At 46.1% G+C, this 20,363-nt stretch carries 18 protein-coding genes and 3 tRNA genes; 6 read left to right on the top strand and 15 right to left on the bottom strand.

From position 1 onward, the window contains the following. Positions 1–188: 188 nt before the first annotated feature. The 8 genes from acnD to bioB all read right to left on the bottom strand — a co-directional run bounded on the left by acnD (position 189) and on the right by bioB (position 9,962). Positions 189–2,792: a Fe/S-dependent 2-methylisocitrate dehydratase AcnD gene (gene acnD / locus H5073_RS00750; protein ID WP_182676199.1), complete on the bottom strand. Its 2,604-nt coding sequence runs from the start codon at positions 2,790–2,792 to the stop codon at positions 189–191. Positions 2,793–2,916: 124 nt separating this feature from the next. Further along, entirely contained in the window at positions 2,917–4,041 is a 1,125-nt protein-coding gene (gene prpC, locus H5073_RS00755; RefSeq protein ID WP_182676200.1) for a 2-methylcitrate synthase, read from the bottom strand. A gap of 104 nt (positions 4,042–4,145) precedes the next feature. Beyond that, positions 4,146–5,024, bottom strand: coding sequence for a methylisocitrate lyase (gene prpB / locus H5073_RS00760; RefSeq protein ID WP_182676201.1), 879 nt, complete (start codon positions 5,022–5,024; stop codon positions 4,146–4,148). Positions 5,025–5,067: 43 nt separating this feature from the next. Further along, the gene (locus tag H5073_RS00765; RefSeq protein WP_182676202.1) at positions 5,068–5,724 is read right to left on the bottom strand and encodes a GntR family transcriptional regulator; all 657 of its coding nucleotides are present in this window, start codon (positions 5,722–5,724) and stop codon (positions 5,068–5,070) included. 208 nt (positions 5,725–5,932) lie between these two features. Beyond that, on the bottom strand, positions 5,933–6,640 hold the full coding sequence (gene bioD / locus H5073_RS00770) for a dethiobiotin synthase (RefSeq protein WP_182676203.1): 708 nt from the start codon (positions 6,638–6,640) through the stop codon (positions 5,933–5,935). A gap of 25 nt (positions 6,641–6,665) precedes the next feature. Next, positions 6,666–7,589, bottom strand: coding sequence for a methyltransferase domain-containing protein (locus tag H5073_RS00775; protein WP_259394775.1), 924 nt, complete (start codon positions 7,587–7,589; stop codon positions 6,666–6,668). After that, positions 7,589–8,794, bottom strand: coding sequence for an 8-amino-7-oxononanoate synthase (locus H5073_RS00780; RefSeq protein WP_182676204.1), 1,206 nt, complete (start codon positions 8,792–8,794; stop codon positions 7,589–7,591). Before H5073_RS00780 ends, H5073_RS00775 begins: the two co-directional genes overlap by 1 nt. A gap of 94 nt (positions 8,795–8,888) precedes the next feature. Continuing rightward, positions 8,889–9,962 carry a biotin synthase BioB gene (gene bioB / locus H5073_RS00785; protein ID WP_182676205.1) on the bottom strand — a complete coding sequence of 358 codons (1,074 nt, stop codon included), beginning with the start codon at positions 9,960–9,962 and terminating at the stop codon, positions 8,889–8,891. Positions 9,963–10,060: 98 nt separating this feature from the next. Between bioB and bioA the strand changes: the two genes are divergently transcribed. Further along, positions 10,061–11,410, top strand: a complete 1,350-nt coding sequence (bioA, locus tag H5073_RS00790; protein ID WP_182676206.1) for an adenosylmethionine--8-amino-7-oxononanoate transaminase — start codon at positions 10,061–10,063, stop codon at positions 11,408–11,410. A gap of 104 nt (positions 11,411–11,514) precedes the next feature. On the opposite strand, the gene rplT is transcribed toward bioA, so the two are convergent. The 4 genes from rplT to thrS all read right to left on the bottom strand — a co-directional run bounded on the left by rplT (position 11,515) and on the right by thrS (position 14,643). Further along, complete coding sequence (rplT, locus tag H5073_RS00795) at positions 11,515–11,871, bottom strand: 50S ribosomal protein L20 (protein ID WP_182676207.1); 357 nt, start codon at positions 11,869–11,871, stop codon at positions 11,515–11,517. An 18-nt stretch (positions 11,872–11,889) separates the two neighbouring features. Further along, positions 11,890–12,084: a 50S ribosomal protein L35 gene (rpmI, locus tag H5073_RS00800; protein ID WP_011865828.1), complete on the bottom strand. Its 195-nt coding sequence runs from the start codon at positions 12,082–12,084 to the stop codon at positions 11,890–11,892. Positions 12,085–12,168: 84 nt separating this feature from the next. Next, positions 12,169–12,711 (bottom strand): translation initiation factor IF-3, encoded by a 543-nt coding sequence (infC, locus tag H5073_RS00805; RefSeq protein WP_310734215.1) that lies wholly within the window; start codon positions 12,709–12,711, stop codon positions 12,169–12,171. Between the two features lie 3 nt (positions 12,712–12,714). Then, complete coding sequence (gene thrS, locus H5073_RS00810; protein ID WP_182676208.1) at positions 12,715–14,643, bottom strand: threonine--tRNA ligase; 1,929 nt, start codon at positions 14,641–14,643, stop codon at positions 12,715–12,717. A 293-nt stretch (positions 14,644–14,936) separates the two neighbouring features. Here thrS and H5073_RS00815 point away from each other — a divergent pair, with 293 nt between their 5' ends. Beyond that, the gene (locus H5073_RS00815) at positions 14,937–15,137 is read left to right on the top strand and encodes a CPXCG motif-containing cysteine-rich protein (protein ID WP_182676209.1); all 201 of its coding nucleotides are present in this window, start codon (positions 14,937–14,939) and stop codon (positions 15,135–15,137) included. Between the two features lie 113 nt (positions 15,138–15,250). On the opposite strand, the gene H5073_RS00820 is transcribed toward H5073_RS00815, so the two are convergent. Further along, on the bottom strand, positions 15,251–15,865 hold the full coding sequence (locus tag H5073_RS00820; RefSeq protein ID WP_182676210.1) for a riboflavin synthase subunit alpha: 615 nt from the start codon (positions 15,863–15,865) through the stop codon (positions 15,251–15,253). Between the two features lie 29 nt (positions 15,866–15,894). On the opposite strand from H5073_RS00820, the gene H5073_RS00825 reads away from it, so the two are divergent. The 4 genes from H5073_RS00825 to H5073_RS00840 all read left to right on the top strand — a co-directional run bounded on the left by H5073_RS00825 (position 15,895) and on the right by H5073_RS00840 (position 18,233). Then, the gene (locus H5073_RS00825; protein WP_182676211.1) at positions 15,895–17,256 is read left to right on the top strand and encodes an MATE family efflux transporter; all 1,362 of its coding nucleotides are present in this window, start codon (positions 15,895–15,897) and stop codon (positions 17,254–17,256) included. Positions 17,257–17,821: 565 nt separating this feature from the next. Next, positions 17,822–17,898 (top strand) — tRNA-Val (locus H5073_RS00830). Between the two features lie 115 nt (positions 17,899–18,013). Next, positions 18,014–18,120, top strand: a tRNA-OTHER gene (locus H5073_RS00835). Positions 18,121–18,156: 36 nt separating this feature from the next. Next, positions 18,157–18,233, top strand: a tRNA-Val gene (locus H5073_RS00840). A gap of 455 nt (positions 18,234–18,688) precedes the next feature. Here H5073_RS00840 and H5073_RS00845 read toward each other — a convergent pair. Both H5073_RS00845 and H5073_RS00850 read right to left on the bottom strand, forming a co-directional pair. Then, positions 18,689–19,219, bottom strand: coding sequence for a HEPN domain-containing protein (locus tag H5073_RS00845; protein ID WP_182676212.1), 531 nt, complete (start codon positions 19,217–19,219; stop codon positions 18,689–18,691). A 97-nt stretch (positions 19,220–19,316) separates the two neighbouring features. After that, the gene (locus H5073_RS00850) at positions 19,317–20,300 is read right to left on the bottom strand and encodes a 5'-nucleotidase (protein WP_182676213.1); all 984 of its coding nucleotides are present in this window, start codon (positions 20,298–20,300) and stop codon (positions 19,317–19,319) included. Positions 20,301–20,363: the final 63 nt, after the last annotated feature.

Below are 20,363 nucleotides of genomic sequence, written 5' to 3' on the forward strand. Positions count from 1 at the left end.
TTTAATCAAAGGCGCTATCGTATTTCATCAGTCATTTAACATGATAAAAACGATAGCGCCTTTTTGTTGTCGCTTTTCAAACTAATATGGCTTAGCTAATATTGCCAGACAGATATTGCCGAACTAATACCCTAGAGCTAATACCGCAGCGCGAATACAGTCGAGCACAGCCAAGCTAACAAAGAGAGTTAAGCATTGCCTGCTAAGAAGTCTTGAGCAAAGCGTTGCAGCACGCCGCCTGCTTCATAGATAGACAGCTCTTCTTCGGTATCGAGGCGACATTTCACCGGTACAGATACCGACTGGCCGTCTTTTCTGTTGATGATAAGTGTCATCATGGCGCCTGGGGTGCGATCCCCAATAACGTCATAGGTTTCTGTGCCATCAATCTGATAAGTATGGCGATTATCACCATTGACGAATTCAAGCGGTAATACGCCCATGCCCACTAAGTTAGTGCGATGAATGCGCTCAAAGCCTTCGGCGACAATCACTTCAACCCCAGCTAGGCGTACACCTTTGGCCGCCCAATCTCGAGACGAGCCTTGGCCGTAGTCGGCGCCAGCAACAATAATAAGCGGTTGTTTACGCTCCATATAGGCTTCAATCGCTTCCCACATGCGGGTCACTTGACCTTCAGGCTCGATGCGAGCATAAGAGCCTTGCTTTATCTTAACGCCGCCGTCTTTGCCGATTTCGCTCACCATTTCATTAAATAGTTTAGGGTTCGCAAAGGTGGCGCGCTGGGCAGTTAAATGATCGCCCCTGTGGGTGGCATAAGAGTTAAAATCTTCCTCAGGCAGTCCCATTTTATGCAGGTATTCACCGGCGGCGCTGTCGAGCAAAATGGCGTTTGATGGCGATAAGTGATCTGTGGTGATGTTATCCCCAAGCACGGCCAAGGGGCGCATGCCTTTCATGGCACGCTCGCCTGCTAGTGCACCTTCCCAATAAGGCGGGCGGCGAATATAAGTGCTTTGAGGGCGCCAGTCATACTGAGGATTGATGTGGCTACCGTATTCGACTTTTAAGTCGAACATCGGCTCATACACTTTACGGAATTGCTCAGGTTTTACGCTTTTAGCAATCACAGCATCGATTTCCTCATCCGATGGCCATAAATCTTTCAAGGTCACGGCATTGCCGTTTTTATCCAATCCCAGCACGTCTTTTTCGATATCAAAACGTATGGTGCCAGCGATGGCATAAGCCACCACCAAAGGCGGAGATGCCAAGAAGGCTTGCTTAGCATAGGGGTGAATACGGCCATCGAAGTTACGGTTACCAGACAGCACAGCTGTGGTGTAAAGATCCCGCTCAATGACTTCTTGTTGAATAACTGGGTCAAGGGCGCCGCTCATGCCGTTACAAGTGGTACAGGCAAAACCAACAATACCAAAGCCTAATTGCTCAAGCTCGGTCAAGAGGTTCGAGTCTTCTAAATACAGCTGCACCGCTTTGGAGCCTGGGGCCAGTGAGGTTTTCACCCATGGCTTACGGCTTAAGCCAGCGGCATTGGCATTACGAGCCAAAAGCGCTGCTGCAATCACGTTTCTTGGGTTACTTGTGTTGGTGCAGCTGGTGATAGCGGCGATGATCACAGCACCATCTGGCATCTTACCTGGCTCATTTTCAACTATGCCAGATATGCCCTTAGCGGCTAAATCTTTAGTGGCCACCCGTGCATGAGGGTTTGAGGGACCGGCGATATTGCGGCCAACACTGGATAAATCAAAACTTAAGTTACGCTCATACACAGCCGTAGTTAGGCTATCAGCCCACAGGCCTGTGTGCTTAGCATAGGTTTCAACCAATTTAACTTGCTCGTCATCACGGCCTGTTAACTTAAGATAATCAATTGTTTGCTGGTCAATATAGAACATGGCAGCGGTGGCGCCATATTCAGGGGTCATGTTAGAAATGGTCGCTCTGTCCCCTAATGTGAGGTGGGCTGCACCTTCGCCAAAAAATTCTAAATAAGAGGACACCACTTTTTGCGCGCGCAAATATTCGGTCAATGCCAGCACTATGTCTGTTGCCGTGATCCCTGTTTGCGGCTTACCGGTGAGCTCTACCCCGATAATGTCTGGCAGGCGCATGTATGAAGCGCGTCCAAGCATCACACTTTCCGCTTCTAGGCCGCCCACACCGATAGCGATAACGCCAAGCGCATCCACGTGAGGCGTGTGGCTGTCGGTACCCACTAAGGTATCAGGAAATGCCACGCCATCACGGGCATGGACCACAGGTGACATGCGCTCTAAGTTAATTTGATGCATGATGCCGTTGCCGGGCTGAATAACATCGACATTTTTAAAGGCAGTTTTGGTCCAGTTGATGAAATGGAATCTATCATCATTGCGTCTGTCTTCGATGGCGCGGTTTTTCTCAAAGGCATCGGTTTCAAAACCCGCGTGTTCCACGGCTAAAGAATGATCCACGATAAGCTGAGTTGGCACCACAGGGTTAACTTTTGATGGGTCGCCGCCTTTCTCGGCAATGGCATCTCTAAGGCCGGCTAAATCTACCAGTGCGGTTTGGCCCAAAATGTCATGACACACAACCCGTGCAGGAAACCAGGGGAAGTCTAAGTCACGTTTACGTTCAATAATTTGTTTCAGTGAGGCTTCAAGGGCCTCTGGCGGGCAGCGGCGCACTAAGTTTTCGGCATACACGCGGGAGCAATAAGGCAAAGTGGCGAATGCGCCGGGAGAAATGGCGTCGACTGCCTCACGGGTATCAAAAAAATCTAACTTAGTGCCGGGTAACGGCTTGCGGTATGACGAATTCATAACTTAATCCATAAGCAATTTAACAAGATAAAACAGTGCGATAAATGACGAGGCAACGGATTACCTCGTCATTGGCACTCTCTTTATGTTTCAAGTGATAGCTTGGAACATGGGTTGTTGCTGGCTATCTCTGTGCGATAGGCGCCACTTTACGCGGCTCTGGGCCCGTGTAATCGGCACTTGGACGGATAATGCGGTTATTGCTGCGCTGCTCCATCACGTGGGCCGCCCAACCTGTTACCCGTGAACATACAAAAATGGGGGTAAATAACTTGGTGGGAATGCCCATAAAGTGATACGCAGAGGCGTGGAAGAAATCGGCGTTACAGAAGAGTTTCTTGGTGTCCCACATAAATTCTTCACAGGCAACCGAAATGTCATACAGTGAGGTATCGCCATTTTCTTTAGCCAGCTTTTCAGACCAGGCTTTGATGATGACGTTGCGGGGATCCGAATCTCGATAAATCGCATGACCAAAGCCCATGATTTTCTCTTTACGCTCAAGCATGGCCGCCATTTGTACTTTGGCATCTTCTGGCGAGCTGAATTTTTGGATCATCTCCATCGCCGCTTCGTTTGCGCCGCCATGGAGTGGACCGCGAAGTGAGCCGATAGCGCCAGTGACGCATGAGAACATGTCAGATAACGTCGATGCACACACACGAGCGGTGAAGGTTGATGCGTTAAATTCATGCTCTGCATACAAAATTAATGACACGTCCATGACACGTCTGTGCTGATCAGAAGGTGTCTTACCGTTAAGCAGCTTTAGGAAGTGACCACCGATAGAGGCCTCATCTGTGGTGCACTCGATGTCTACGCCTTCATGGCTGAAACGGTACCAATAACACATGATGGCAGGGAACGCCGCCAATAAACGGTTAGCCGCTTTTGTCTGGGCACTAAAATCCGTTTCTGGTTCGATATTACCTAAAAAGGAGCAAGCGGTGCGCATCACATCCATTGGATGGGCTGAAGCTGGAATAAGCTTAAGCACTTGCTTAAGTGCATCAGGCAAGTCGCGCATGGCGGTTAATTCGCTCTGGTAAACATCAAGCTGGGCTTTTGTTGGTAGCTCGCCATTGAACAGCAAGTAGGCCACTTCTTCAAACGTCGCGTTATCGGCTAAATCTGCCACGTCATAACCGCAATAAGTAAGGCCTGAACCTGATTTGCCCACAGTGCACAAGGCCGTTTCCCCTGCGCTTTGACCACGAAGACCTGCGCCCGCTAATTTTTTATCTACCATGATAGCTTCCTTTTTTTAGATCACGGCCACTTAAGTGGCCGCGACGTGTAGGGTGAATGTTGATTCTTATTATTTATCTTTCAATCTTTGCTTAAGCTAATGATTTACTTATTTTTTCCTTCAGCAAACAAGCTGTCTAACTTTTGTTCGTACTCGTGATAGCCCAAATAATCGTACAAGTCCATGCGGGTCTGCATGCTGTCGACCACGGCTTTTTGATCGCCCTGCTCAAGAATAGACTGATACACCATTTCTGCCGCCTTGTTCATGGCGCGAAACGCACTCAAAGGATAAAGCACCATGCTTACGCCCCACTCGCCCAACTCTTTTTTGTTCCAAAGCTCAGTTTGGCCAAACTCGGTAATGTTCGCCAAAATCGGCACATCTAAGGCTTCAGCAAAGGCGCGATAATGAGCTTCTGTTTTAATGGCTTCGGCAAAAATACCGTCGGCGCCAGCTGCCACATAGGCTTTAGCACGGGCAATGGCGGCCTCCAATCCTTCTTGAGCGAAGGCGTCAGTGCGCGCCATGATGAAAAAATCAGGATCTGTGCGCGCATCCACGGCCGCCTTAATGCGGTCAACCATTTCCTCTACTGAAACGATTTCTTTATTAGGTCTGTGACCGCAACGCTTTTGCGCCACTTGATCTTCCATGTGCACCGCCGCAGCGCCCGCTTTTTCCATGTCGCGCACGGTTTTAGCGATATTAAACGCGCCGCCCCAACCTGTGTCGATATCCACCAATAATGGTAAATCGCAGGCTGCAGTGATGCGCTGCACATCCACTAACACATCGTTAAGGGAGGTCATGCCAAGATCAGGCAAACCGTATGAAGCGTTAGCCACGCCGCCACCACTTAAATAAATGGCTTTATGGCCCACTTTTTTCGCCATAATCGCGCTGTACGCATTGATGGTGCCTAAAATTTGCAGTGGCTTATTGTCGGCTAATGCCTGACGGAATTTTTTACCTGCGCTCATGGTGTTCCCTCATCAGTCTGGTGTATATAAATGTCATGCTGGCTTATGCCAACTTGGTTTCAATATTGTGTTTTGAATACATTATGTGGCGCCGCATCAAAATTTCGGCTAATTCTTCATCGCGGTTACTAATGGCCTGCACTATATGTTTGTGCTCATCAAATGCGGTGGTCACTCGCGGCCCCGCCATCCCAAGTTGCACCCGATACATGCGCACTAGGTGATAAATGCCATCAAATAGCAGTGCAATCAGGTGTTTATTCTTACTGCCTAGGATAATGCGATAATGAAAGTCCACGTCTCCCGCTTCTTGGTAATAGGACTCGCCGCCTTTGACTTCATCAAAATGGCGAGTTAATAAAGCGCTCAATTCATTGATTTCTTCTAAGGTCATGTTTTTAGCCGCAAGCCTTGCTGCCATGCCTTCTAAGGATTCACGCACTTCATAGAGCTGCGCCAACCCTTCGGAGGTTAAGGCCACCACCCTAGCGCCCACATTGGCTTTACGCTCAACGATGTGGCACGACTCTAAACGATTAATGGCTTCACGGATCACGGCGCGGCTGACACCGTATTTTGTCGACAACTCAGTCTCGCTGAGCTTAGCGCCAGCCAGAATACGTCCTTCGACAATATCATCTCGAAGAAGAATAAAGGTTTTATCTGCTGTTGTGATCGGTGCTTGTGAATGGAATGTCATTTGATAAGCAATATATTAACAAGGTTGTCGACAATGTAGCGCCATTTATGCCAATGGTCAATAAATTACCGGAAGATTGTCGACAAAGATGATATTTTAATGAGGGATATCCTATGAGGGATGAGTGCTACAGTTTCAAATTCACTCAGCAGATGGCAGTTAGGTGCTCATTTTTGGCTGTATAAGGCAATAATCGTTATAAAGTATTTTAAAGGAACTGCAGATTACCTAGGGCATCAAAATTTAAGTAAAGGCCGGCAGTTTGAGGATTTGGTTCATAGAGAAATGGCACATAACCTAAAAATTCACCTTGCATCACCTGCTGAAGGCTATCAAGGTTATCATGGATACAAGCCATATCTTTATCCACTTGATTAGCCACCCAGCCGACAATCTTAAGCCCATCATTGAGAATCGCCTCCTGGGTGAGTAAGGCATGGTTCAAACACCCCAGCTTCATGCCCACCACAAGGATGATCCCAAGCCCATTTTGATCCTGTTGCACCTTGGTATTCCAGTGCTGAGCAAGTTCTGACAAATAGCGCCCTTCTCCTAAAGGTAAACGCCAGCCTCCTGCGCCTTCAATCAAAGCAAAATCAGCACCCTTAAGCTGTGTCCATGGCATAGCTGCATCAATGGCATCAAGCGTAAGGCTGATACCAGCGTGTTTTGCCGCTATATGAGGGGCTATGGCGGGTTCAAAAGCGATGGGATTAATCTCCTCATAACTGAGCCCCATGTTTGATTGAGCCATTAACTGCAGTGCATCTGAGTTTCTAAGTCCATCGGCGGTTTGCATGCAGCCAGAGGCTATAGGTTTAAGCCCGGTTTTTTGGCCACTTGCTAATGATAACAATGCGGCGGACACTAAAGTTTTACCGCAGTCTGTGTCTGTACCTGTTACGAAAAATACCATGTGGTGATCCCAATTATTCTGCCTGCTAGGCTAATTTAAGCCTCAAATAGGCAATCTGGTAAGTCAGAGGTAAGCCTTGTTCTGTGCGCATGGTTTCAGCAAGTTTAAGTCTACGCTGCCATTGGCTTTTAGACATTACTGCTGTGGAGTTTAATAGCAAATCAGCTCGAGTAGTCTCTCCTGGTAAGGTGTGGCTAGCAAGCTTGCTTTGGGCTGATGCGCCAACTCCTTTAATGGAATACAGCATGCTGCGTAAATCATTGAAATAGACTTGGGTTTGTTCAATACTCGCATCTAGCACTTGCCAAGTCTTTGCCGTTAAATCATGGGATTGAGATTGCTTAACGCGATCATTTTCTGTTTGATTAATGCCAGTAACAGCCTTAATGATTTCAGCTAAGCTCATGAAGCTATTAGTTCTAAAACCTAGGGCCTCAAGCTCAGGTAAACTGCCTGCCGCCACTATGCTGAGATGACACTCAGCGCCGCGAACCGACACACGGGCAAGTTCCGCTGCGGCGCGCGGTAAGTCCGTGCACCACTGCAATGCTAAGTTTGAATAGAGACTGTCAACAGCATCATCATCGAGTGTTATACGCTGCACATCGCAGCACACTGTGTGATAATCCTTAAAACGCGCACTTAAAGTCTCTAACATCCCTTGAGCGATATCCAAGGCGATGACTTGTTTTATATCACTAAATGCTGCAAAGCAGGTCCCAGGACCGGCGCCCACATCCAACAAACGGCCTGATAAATTCGCGTTTTTTTGTAAGCGAATTGCGGTTAATCGCTGCAGCACATCATGCTGTTTATAGTGCTTAGCGGCCTTTGAAAAACACTCAATATGGGGCAAAGCCTGTGAACTGGCTTGCCCGCAGACTTGTGAGCTAGCTTGTAAAGGAACAGCTGAATCACCCATAACTGCAACACCTGGTTTAACCGTCATCACGGCGTATCCTCTAAGGCGCACTTTAGGGCGTTAACCAATGAGATGATTTGCTCGCTACTGTGCAGTGCGCTTAGGGTGATCCTAAGCCTTGCTTGACCAAAAGGCACTGTAGGTGAGCGAATAGCCCCTACGATAAACCCCTTATCAGCTAAGGTACTAGCGATGGCCATAGTGCGTTCATTACTACCCGTAATGATTGGCTGAATGGGGCTATTTATGACTCGCTCATGGCTGTTCATTTCAGCAGGCTCAAGGCTGCTTACTAGCTCAAGGCTGTTCATTCCACTGTCAGCGGTTTCAGAGTCAGCCATCTCACTTAGGTTTATGCCCTGCGCCTTGGCTTGTGTTCGAAACAGTAAAATATTGGCCATTAACTTTGATCTTGCTGCAGGCTGTTGGCACAAGTTAATGGCATTTAAGGCAAGATGCGCACAAGCAGGTGACAAAGCGGTGGAATAAATGTAATGCCGTGAATTAGCCACTAAAAAATCAATCACGGTTTGTGAAGCAAGGATTGCTGCGCCTTGGCAGCCGAGGGCTTTGCCGAAGGTGACGATTTGAATATCGACCTTCTCTGCACTGATTACGCCTTGGGGCAATACCCCAAATCCGTGGGCATCATCCACAATAAGCAGACTTCCCTGTGCCTTAGCAAGGGTCGATAACGCATCAATGGGGGCGATATCCCCGTCCATACTGAAAATACTTTCTGTGACTATGGTTGAGCGAGGATAGCGAGCTATTTGAGCAGCCGCGCTGGCTAAATCATTGTGAATAAAGCGCGCCAGTTTCGCATTGCTTGATTGAATTCCAGTAATAATGGAGGCATGGACGTATTTATCGGCGATAACCACGTCATCTTGGTTAAATAAGGCGCTCATCAAAGCACTGTTAGCGCTAAAACCTGAGCAAAACAACATCGCCGCTTCATGGCCAGTGTACTGACACAAGCTTTGCTCAAGCTCAACATGGGCTTTTGAGTAGCCACTCACCAAAGGTGATGCCTTGCTGCCAACCCCATAGTGCAGTGCGCCTTCATAGAGGGCATTAGCTTGTGCCTCACTTGATGCAAGCCCAAGGTAGTCATTATGGCTAAAATCGATAGCGTGATTGCTATTAGCAAGTCTGCGTTTACGTAACAGGCCTTGCTGTTCAAGACCTTGCATTTGCAGGCGCATTTTATCCATCAGAGGATGGCTCATGACTGTTAACCTTTTATCCTAAAACGATACCGCTATGGCCATGCTCAAGTCTTAGCATAACTATCAATGAACCGCCTACATGCCTTAAGTTATATTAAAGTGCGCCCGCATCATAAAACTGCTGAGTCGCTTTCTCATTTAAGGCACTGGCTTTTTTCAGTAGGGCTTGTTCTTCTTCCAGACTGTTTGCCTCATGGGCGACAGGGGCTGCAGGACCTTGCTCTGGACGCAGACCTAAACGCTTAAACAGGCTCATATCATCGTTTTCTTCCGGATTCGCTGTGGTCAGTAGTTTGCAACCGTAGAAAATCGAATTCGCGCCGGCAAAAAAACACATGGATTGCAGTTCATCGCTCATGTTTTCACGCCCTGCCGATAAGCGCACCCGTGATTTTGGCATGATGATCCGTGCCACAGCGATAGTGCGCACAAATTCCAGCGGATCTAAATCATCGATTTTCTCAAACGGCGTCCCCGCCACTTTGACCAGCATGTTAATGGGTACTGAATCTGGGTGCTGTTCAAGATTGGCGAGCTGCTGCAGTAACCCCGCCCTGTCGCTTGCCTTCTCGCCCATACCAACAATGCCGCCAGAGCAGACTTTCATGCCAGAGGCGCGCACATTAGATAAGGTATCTAAACGGCTCTGATAAGTACGGGTGGTGATAACGTCGCCATAATACTCTGGCGAGGTGTCTAAATTATGGTTGTAATAATCAAGCCCAGCGCCCGCAAGTTTTTGAGATTGCTCTGTGGACAACATGCCTAGGGTCATACAAGTCTCCAGCCCTAAGGCTTTGACATCTTTAACCATTTGAGTCAAATAGGGCATATCTCTATCACGAGGATTACGCCAAGCTGCGCCCATGCAGAAACGTGAAGCCCCCGCCGCTTTGGCACTTTTTGCTTCGGTAAGTACTTTTTCAATTTCCAGTAAACGCTCTTTCTCAAGACCCGTATCATAGCGAGCACTTTGTGGGCAGTACTTACAATCTTCAGGGCAAGCGCCCGTCTTGATAGACAATAAACGACTGATCTGCACTTCGTTTGGATCGAAGCTTTCACGATGAATGGTGTGCGCCTTAAACAACAAATCGTTCATAGGCAGAGCAAATAAGGCTTCGATTTCAGCTTTTTTCCAATCATGGCGGACTTCAAACAACGACATGGACAACCCTTTTAATGTGTTTTTATGTTGGCTAGCATACCTTGAGGCCTTAGACTGTCAACGCAGACCAGATTCCAAACTTGACTAGCGGTTAAAATATGAACAAATCTAAAGCCAGTGATCTCAAACTCGACCTTGCCTTCGACAGTGCCCATATTTGGCACCCTTATACTTCGATGGCCTCTCCCCTGCCAGTACAAGCCGTGGTCAGCGGTCAAGGCTGCGAGCTAACCTTAGAAGATGGCACTGTGCTCATCGACGGCACTAGCTCTTGGTGGGCCTGCGTTCATGGTTATGGCCACCCCGATATTCTCGCGGCCATGGAGCAGCAATTGCGTACTCTCAGCCATGTGATGTTTGGTGGTATCACTCATCAGCCCGCTATCGATGTAGCCAAGCTGCTGATTGAAATGACAAGCCCAGCCCTTAGCAAGGTATTTCTCGCCGATTCTGGCTCCATTGCCGTGGAAGTGGCCATAAAAATGGCGCTGCAATATTGGCAAGGGCGACAACGCCAAGACAAACAGCGCATTATGACGGTGAAATCCGGCTACCACGGTGATACCTTCGCCGCCATGAGTGTCTGCGATCCCGACGGCGGCATGCATACTATGTTTGGCGCCAATGTCACCCAGCAGCTGTTTATGCCGGCGCCAAGATTGGGCTTTGATGCCCCCTTTAGCCTTGAGGATGAACAAGTCTTAAGGGCACAATTTGAGCAACACCACGCCCAAGTCGCCGCCGTGATCATTGAGCCGATAATGCAAGGGGCTGGTGGCATGCGCTTCTACTCCCCCGCTTATTTAACAGCCCTTCGAACCTTGTGTACTCAATTCGATGTGCTACTGATTTTAGATGAAATTGCCACAGGCTTTGGCCGTACTGGCAAGTTATTTGCCTATGAGCATGCCGATATTCAAGCCGATATTCTCTGTCTAGGTAAAGCCTTAACCGGGGGGTATATCAGCCTTGCTGCCACCCTATGCACGGATGAGGTCGCCCAAGGGATCTGTGACTCACCTGCTGGGGTATTTATGCACGGCCCCACCTTTATGGGCAATCCGCTGGCCTGCGCCGCGGCGGCAGCAAGCTTAACCTTAATTAAGCAAAACCACTGGCCCAAGCAAGTCGCCGCCATTGAGGCCCAGCTCAGATTAGAGCTTGCTGATGCCATCGAGTATGAACAAGTCAAAGATGTACGAGTATTAGGCGCCGTTGGAGTGATAGAAATGAATCATCAAGTCAATACCGCCAAGCTCCAGCAGGCTTTCGTGGATTTAGGCGTCTGGGTGCGCCCCTTCAGTAACTTGATATACATCATGCCGCCCTACAGCATCAGTTCAGCGCAATTAAGCCAACTGACCCAGGCCATGACGCAAGTCGCTGCCAGCATTAGCCACGAGAATCATCAGACTAAAAATGAGCCAAGCTTCATCAGCCATGGTTAGGGAATAGCCCGGTTTAATGCTACAACTCTTTAGATAGCAAAACTTAAATTTCAGACATTAAAAAAGGAACCCTGGGGTTCCTTTTTTTGAGCTTAACTAATAAATTAGTTTAATGCTGCTTTTGCTTTTTCAACTAATGTTGCAAATACAACTTTGTCGAAAACAGCGATGTCAGCCAAAATCTTACGATCGATTTCGATAGACGCTTTCTTCAGACCGTTGATGAAACGGCTGTAAGACAGACCATTTTGACGAGCCGCTGCATTGATACGTGCAATCCATAATTGACGGAATTGACGTTTCTTCTGACGACGGTCACGGTAAGCATATTGACCAGCTTTAGTTACTGCTTGAACAGCAACACGGTAAGTACGGCTACGAGCGCCATAATAACCTTTAGCTAATTTAAGTACTTTCTTGTGACGAGCACGAGCGGTTACACCACGCTTAACTCTAGGCATTGTTCATCTCTCCTTTAATTAAGCGTATGGTAGTTGACGTGCAATTGCTGGCACATCAGACTTAGCAACTAAACATTTAGCACGTAAGTGACGCTTACGCTTAGTGCTTTTCTTGGTCAAAATGTGACGTAAGTGTGCTTGTTTGCGTTTGAAACCATTAGCGGTTTTCTTAAAACGCTTTTGTACACCCTTGTCTGTTTTCATTTTAGGCATTTCTAAAACTCCGCATTGGGATATTAATAAACGTAAGGCGAGTAAAAGCCTCAAGAGACTTTTGCTACTTTTAGGGTTGCCCTACTATTTCTTTTTAGGTGCTAGCACCATAATTGCTTGTCTACCTTCCATTTTCGGGAAAGATTCAACAACCGCATACTCTTCCAAATCAGCCTTGATACGGTTCAAAAGATCCATACCTAGGTTTTGGTGTGCCATTTCGCGACCACGGAAACGCAGCGTAATCTTCGCTTTGTCCCCATCTTCCAGAAAACGAATCAGGTTGCGTAGTTTTACCTGATAGTCGTTTTCATCAGTGCCAGGACGGAATTTAATTTCCTTAACCTGGACCTGTTTTTGCTTCTTCTTTTGTTCCTTCTGAGCTTTCGCCTTATCGAAAAGGAACTTACCGTAGTCCATTATGCGACAAACAGGTGGCTCAGCATTTGGGCTGATTTCAACAAGGTCAACCCCTGCTTCATCTGCTAAATTCTGTGCTTCCTTGATGCTAACTACACCAACTGGCTCGCCTTCAATGTCTGACAAACGTACTTCTAGTACGCCTGTGATTTCGTCATTGATTCTATTCGGGGCTGGTTGTCGCCCTGCTGCTCTTTTGATCTTTATGACCTATTCCTCCAACAATTTTAGACTACGGCTCGAAATATCTTTGTGGATCTTTTTAGCAAAATCTTCAATGCTCATTTTGCCTAAATCGATACCATCACGAGTTCGGACCGCAACTTCCTTATTTTCCATCTCTTGATCACCAACGACCAATAAATAAGGTACACGTCTGAGTGTGTGTTCACGTATTTTAAAGCCTATTTTCTCATTCCTCAAGTCAAAAGATGCACGAATGCCTTGTTCTTTGAAGATTTTTACAACATCTTGAACGTAATCAGCCTGTTTGTCAGTAATATTCATTACAACAACTTGCATAGGAGCCAGCCAAGTTGGGAATTTACCTGCGTATTCTTCGATTAATATCCCTAAGAAACGCTCTAACGAGCCTAAAATAGCTCTATGGATCATCACAGGCGTCTGACGAGTGTTGTCTTCAGCCACGTAAGTTGCCCCTAAACGGCTCGGCAATGCATAGTCTAATTGCACTGTGCCGCACTGCCATGCTCTGTCTAAACAGTCATGCAAAGTGAACTCAATTTTAGGACCATAGAAGGCACCTTCGCCAGGAAGGATTTCAAATTCGATGTTATTAGCATTAAGCGCTTGCTTCAGTGCTTCTTCAGCCCTGTCCCACATATCATCGTCGCCGATGCGTTTTTCTGGACGAGTTGAAAGCTTGACTACGATATTTTCGAAGCCGAATGTCGCATAGGTGTCATACACCATTTGAATACAATCGCTGACTTCTTTTTGAACTTGGTTGTCGGTACAGAAAATGTGCGCATCGTCTTGAGTAAAGCCGCGTACGCGCATCAAGCCATGTAATGAACCCGATGGCTCATTACGATGACAGCAACCAAACTCTGCCATGCGTAACGGTAAGTCGCGGTATGACTTAAGGCCTTGGTTAAAGATTTGCACATGGCCTGGGCAGTTCATCGGCTTAATCGCGTATTCACGGTTTTCGCTGTTGGTGGTAAACATAGCATCTGAGTATTTATCCCAGTGACCGCTGCGCTCCCACAAGGCGCGATCCATCATGAGTGGGCCCTTCACTTCTTGATAAGTGTATTGACCTAGCTTTTGACGAATAAATTTTTCAAGTTCTAAATACAGACTCCAACCATCGTTATGCCAGAACACCATACCTGGTGCTTCTTCTTGCATATGGTAAAGGTCAAGCTGTTTGCCAATTTTACGATGATCGCGCTTTGCCGCTTCTTCAAGACGGGTTAAGTGCGTCTTAAGGGCTTTTTTATCTGCCCACGCTGTACCATAAATACGTTGCAGCATCTTGTTGTCTGAATTACCGCGCCAATAGGCACCGGCGACACTCATCAACTTAAAGTTCTGGCAAAAACGCATGTTAGGCACATGGGGGCCGCGGCACATATCAGTGTATTCTTCATGATGATAAAGTGCTGGGGTCGCATCTTTACTGATGTTTTCATCAAGAATGGCAATTTTGTATTCTTCACCGCGCTCGCTAAAGGCGTCGCGAGCTTCTTGCCAAGACACTACGCGCTTTACTACGTCGTAATTTGTCTTAGCCAAATCCATCATGCGCTTCTCTAACGCTTCGATGTCTTCTTGGGTCAGCTTGTGATCCAAATCGATGTCATAGTAAAAACCATTATCGATAACAGGACCAATAGCCATCTTGGTTTCTGGCCACATTTGCTTAATCGCGTGACCTAATAGATGCGCACAAGAATGACGAAGGATTTCAACACCCTCATCGTCTTTTGCCGTGATGATAGATAAATCCGAATCTGTGCTGATGATATCGCCAGCATCTTTAAGCTCGCCATTAACGCGACCGGCTATACAGGCTTTCGCAAGACCTGGGCCAATATCTAAAGCGACATCTAAGGTTGAAACGGGATTGGCAAACTCGCGTTTGCTGCCATCAGGCAAGGTAATAATAGGCATGAAGTGTCCTTTCCAGTGGTGACCCACACGTAGGGCCACTTGGTTTATGTAAAATTAAGTATGTAATTCGATTATTTTGAGTGTGCTGAAGCCCTCACCCATCAATATTTGCCCTATTGAAATCAAGACAGTACAAGAGTCTTAGTTACCCAATTTGGCCTCTAAGCATAGAGAAAGCCATTCTAGTAGATTTATGTCACCACACGCAAGAGTCATCCAGGGCTAAACCCTCACTGTTTTGATGCTCTATAATTATGCGATGGCACTAAATGGAAGCCTTAGGGAGTGAATAAATGCAATTACTCAACCGCGCCATTAGCTGCCCTTATTGCGGGCATAGCCAGAATGTTGATATTGACGCCAGTGGTGGCGATCAAGATGACTACTATGACTGCCGTATTTGCTGTAATCCCATTCACATGCGGCTGCATCTAGATGAATCGCGTAAGTGCGCCCAGCTTTATATCGATGCCGATGATGAACAAATTTACTGACTCATCACGCATCTATTTAAACACGAATTTTTTAAACAAATAAATTCATAACCTTACTTATAAGTCATAAGAACATGGGTAGCAGCAAAAACATCTATTGACTAAGTAGGTACTCAGACAAGGCCTCGCTGGGCGAGCACTCGCTCAACGGTATCAACGATAACTTGGGTCTGGCTGTCTATTTCGATATTAATAAAATCTCCCACGACTAATTCACTTAAATTAGTTAACGCCAAGGTTTCTGGAATGAGGTGCAATATAAAGCCGGTCTTATTCACCGCGCCTACTGTTAAGCTGCAGCCATTAACACCTACAAAACCTTTATAAAAGATATAGTTCATCCATTTAGCGTCTAGACTGACTTCAATATTGTAATGAGTATCCGTGTGACTGATTGCGCTCACTCGAGCCTGGCAATGCACGTGGCCCGATAAAATATGGCCGCCAATTTCACTGCCGAAGGTTAACGAGCGCTCAATATTAATATTATCACTGACGCTTAAATGGGCTAAATTGGTCAAGGTTAATGTTTCTTCCATTACATCAAAGAACACCTTATCATTTAACACCTTGGTGACTGTCAGGCACACACCGTTATTAGCAACACTCGCCCCGGGAACTAAGCCCTGAACTAAGGCCTGCGTCATCGCGACTTCAAAGGTTTTTAGTCCCGGGCTTTCCTCTATGTTAAGCAGCTCACATTTGGCCTGCACGATACCGGTAAACATAATCTCTCCACGCGTTAAGGTTATTTTCGATGAATGATACAGGTTTTCAAGTTAAACGCTTAATTCAATTGGCGTTGCCAGTGCTTATCGCACAAGTGACGCAAACCATGATGGGCTTTATCGATACGGTTATGGCTGGCCGCGTCAGCGCTGTCGATATGGCAGCCGTTGCAGTAGGCACCAGCTTGTGGCTACCTGCGATTTTATTTGTCCAAGGACTATTAATGGCATTTACGCCGGTGTTTTCACAGCATCACGGCGCCGACAACCAGCAAGCTATCCCTAAAGTCTTATATCAAGCTGGTTACATAGCATTGATTGGTGCGCTAGGGGTTATGGCATTTCTTGCCTCTTCTGGATATTTATTACAATTTATGGATTTAGAGCCTAAATTGCATAGCCTTACCGTAGGCTATATTGATGGTTTCTTATGGGGCGTGCCAGCATTTATCATGTACCAAGTCCTTAGGGGCTGCAGTGAAGGCATTTCTTATACCATGCCCACTATGGTGATTGGCTTTATTGGCCTTGGGGTAAACATTCCCGCCAACTACATCTTTATTTACGGTGAATTTGGCATGCCAGCCATGGGCGGCGCAGGTTGCGGCGTGGCGACGGCGATGGTGTTCTGGGCCATGTTTATCGCCATGGTGATTTACATGTTAGTAGACAAGAAATTCATTGAACTTGCGCCTTTTAAGCACTTTTATGCACCAAAACTTAGCAGCATGTGGAGCATGACCAAGCTAGGGTTCCCCATTGCCATGGCGCTGTTTTTTGAAGTGAGCCTATTTGCCATCATCGCCTTATTACTCGCCCCGCTTGGCGCTAACGTGGTTGCCAGCCATCAAATCGCGTTAAACTTTTCATCCATTGTATTTATGTTGCCATTGTCTATCGGTATTGCCGTGTCTATTCGCATTGGTTACTACCTCGGACGCGAGCAAACTGAAATTGCAGCTTTAGTGGCAAAAGTGGGCCTCGCCTTATCACTGAGTCTTGCCTTCATTACCGCCATGCTGACAGTCAGTTTAAGACAAGAAATCGCCCTTTTGTATAACGATAATCCAGAAGTCGTCACTCTAGCGGGCAGCTTAATGTTTTTAGCCGCCGTGTACCAAATATCGGATTCAATCCAAGTCGTTGCAGCAGGTGCTCTGCGTGGTTACAAAGACACCCGCAGCGCTTTTTATATCACCCTGGTATCCTACTGGTTTATTGGTATGACATTGGGATATTCACTGGCCTACACAGACTTAATTGTCCCCGCCATGGGCGCTCACGGTTTTTGGATAGGCTTAATCGCCGGACTCACCTCAGCAGCAATACTGTTTGCGATACGCTTAAGGTACATTCAAAAGAAAGGCATCATCTTTGTTGAAATAGACTGAGACTAAGCCACGCTCGCAATAAGGATGCTGACATGGCGAGCATAAAAGATGAATAACGTGCACATTCTGGATAAAAGCAATCGATTAAAATGACTTTTCTATCAAAGAGAAAGGCAAAAACAAATGGCACATTTGCTCATCCTTAATGCGATTTGCGCATCAAATCGCCATTTGGCAATAAAAAGCATTTTTTTACTTGCAACAAACAGGCTATCACCCTTACTATAGCGACCGCTTTGACGCAAACTCAATTTGTTAAAAACGATACGCCTAAATAGCTCAGTTGATGAAGAGTAGCACTACCTACTCATTTGTAAGCTGGCGGTAGGGGCGGACTTCTCTAAACAAAGAGAAGTCCACTCGGGTGAAGCACTCTTCTCAAAGGGTTTAAACATTGAAACGTAAACAATACACCCGTAGCTCAGCTGGTAATAAAGAGTAGCACTACCTGCTCATTTGAAAGCTAACGGTAAGGGTCGGTATTCTCTAACAAAGAGAAGTCCACTCGGCTGTACCACTCTTTCACAGAGTATAAAAAGTGAAGTTTTAATAGAGATAATTGTATACACCCGTAGCTCAGCTGGTTAGAGCACTACCTTGACATGGTAGGGGTCGGTGGTTCGAGTCCACTCGGGTGTACCATTTCTTTTAAGATGTGGAATTAGAATAAAGCATCACACTACCCTCTCTTTGTTAACGGCGGCGGTAGAGGTCGGTGGTTAAAACCACTGAAAAAATGCTAAAAGTTAGATAATATACACCCGTAGCTCAGTTGGTAATAAAGAGTAGCACTACCTACTCATTTGTAAGCTGGCGGTAGGGGTCGGTATTCTCTAATAGAGAGAAGTCCACTCGGGTGTACCACTATAAAAAGTGAAGTTTTAATAGAGATAATTGTATACACCCGTAGCTCAGCTGGTTAGAGCACTACCTTGACATGGTAGGGGTCGGTGGTTCGAGTCCACTCGGGTGTACCATTTCTCATGCTAGTAAATGATTGAATGACTAATTGAGGCCAACGAAAGTTGGTTTTTTTGTACCTTAAAATTGTACTCTAACCCTAGTCCAGTGGAATAGTTACCCTAAAACAAGCAGAGCACTACCCTCTCTTTATTAACGGCGGCGGTAGGGGTATAAGACTCCAATCCACTCGGGTGTACCATTTCTCTAGTGATATATGATGTGAAGAATCACTGGCCAACGAAAGTTGTTTTTTTTTGTGCCTACAATTCACTGATGCCTAAAGTTAAAAGAATAAAGTATCGGCCAGCATAAGCTGGTTTTTTTGTCCCTGAAATTTACAGTTGCGTATCGTTAAGAGAATAAAGCATCGCACTACCTTCTCTTTATTAACGGCGGCGGTAGGGGTCTAAGGCGCGAGTCCACTCGGATGTACCATTTCTTACAGTAGTATATATCTAGATAGACTCTGTTAAATTTGTTCTAGTACGTGATCAGTGGCTTTGGCCAGCTCATCAAAAAAACGTAAACACTTAGCGAGTTCATCTTTCTTGATTATTTGAGGTTGATTCATATCCCCTCCAGCTCTGTGCACGGCCTCACCTCGTTTACTAATCCAACGGTTTAACTGTTCTCTGGCATCTTTTGGCATAACATTATTCCATTGCCAATGCTCGGTGACATCGATATCAAAGAACTCTTCAAATAGATGTTTTGTTTTTTGTGAATTTGGATTGTGGAAAAACTTCAAGCGCTCGTTTAGCTGCTTTGCTGCAAACACGCCTAATTTAGAACCTTTAAGTAAACTAAATTTACTATCAAACAGCTCAGTAACGACATCCTCTATATAGGTTTCCCATGCGGTCAGCGTTAAAATAAGGCAGGCTTTTTTTAATGAAGATGGAGTAGACAGTTCTGGGTGGCTATTAAACACATCATAACAATCAGCCAGTTCACGGGCTTCGCTTAAAGATTGGCGAAAAATTTTTAATGAATCAGTCAAGGTAATGTCCTTATCTAAATATCTCTAACTATTGATGTTATGTTTATGTTGCAACACTTTTTTTGTGAATCGCTAACCATATAATTGATTGTGATTTCTAATCATTTATGTCATCAATTTTATTTGCCACTATTGGCTTTGATAACTCTGAGCTACTTAAATATGGGACTTTTCCGGATGGAACTAAATTTGCGGCTGCATCAAGGTGCACGTCCTGATCATCGAAGAAGATGTGAGGCCGAAAGGCTTTTAACACTTTAGTCTTCTCTACTCCTCCTAAGAAAAAAGCCTCATCAACATACACGCCCCAATGCCTTAAGGTTTTAATTACTCGCATCTCTGATGGACTATTACGAGCTGTGACTAATGCGATGCGGATCGGTGAGTATTCAACGCGAATGGGTAATCTGTCCTGCAAGCGAGACAACTTATGCAATAAACTGGCGTAAGGGCCCTCTGCCATTGGGATATTTTGTTTTGCATCTTCTTCGGCATGAAAGGCTTCCATGCCTTGGGTTTTGTAAACCAATTCACTTTCATCAGAAAACAATACTGCATCACCATCGAAGGCGATGCGGACCTGACCCTCGGGTATTTCCGGTGCATCCGTTGGCGGTGCTTTTAATATTGCCGCGGCGCAGTTCTTGGAATCAATCACCTGCTGAGCATCTTTAACATTGGTGGTGAGAAACAAATCCACATCAAAGGCATCGAGATAATCGGCAACGGTTTCACCCGCGGTAAAGGCTGAACGAGTAATGTTGAGCTTGTCGTGGCGAATAGTATTAAGCACCCGAAGACCGGTATCTGGGCTGTTTTGTGACATCACCACAACTTCAACAAGCGGGCTATTGCCCTGCTGATATTGATTAAGGCCAAGTAAAGCTTTGATCAGAGGGTAAACGGTCCCAGGTTTTAGCGGCTCATCTTCGTGTGCCAGCATAAACTCGCGGTATTTTTCAATGGCAGTACCAGGATCTGATTTAAAGGTTTCTCTGAAAATTTGGTCAGATTCCGCCATATCGAATAAGGCCGTGGCTGAAATACCAACGACTAAGGTATTAGAAAGATCTAGTGGCATAAAAACATCCTTGTTTCAGAGACTTGTATTCAAGCATGAAGCTTTGCTGAACTCAAATTTTTT

It is taken from the genome of Shewanella sp. SR44-3 (assembly GCF_014163735.1).
Lineage (GTDB): Bacteria > Pseudomonadota > Gammaproteobacteria > Enterobacterales > Shewanellaceae > Shewanella.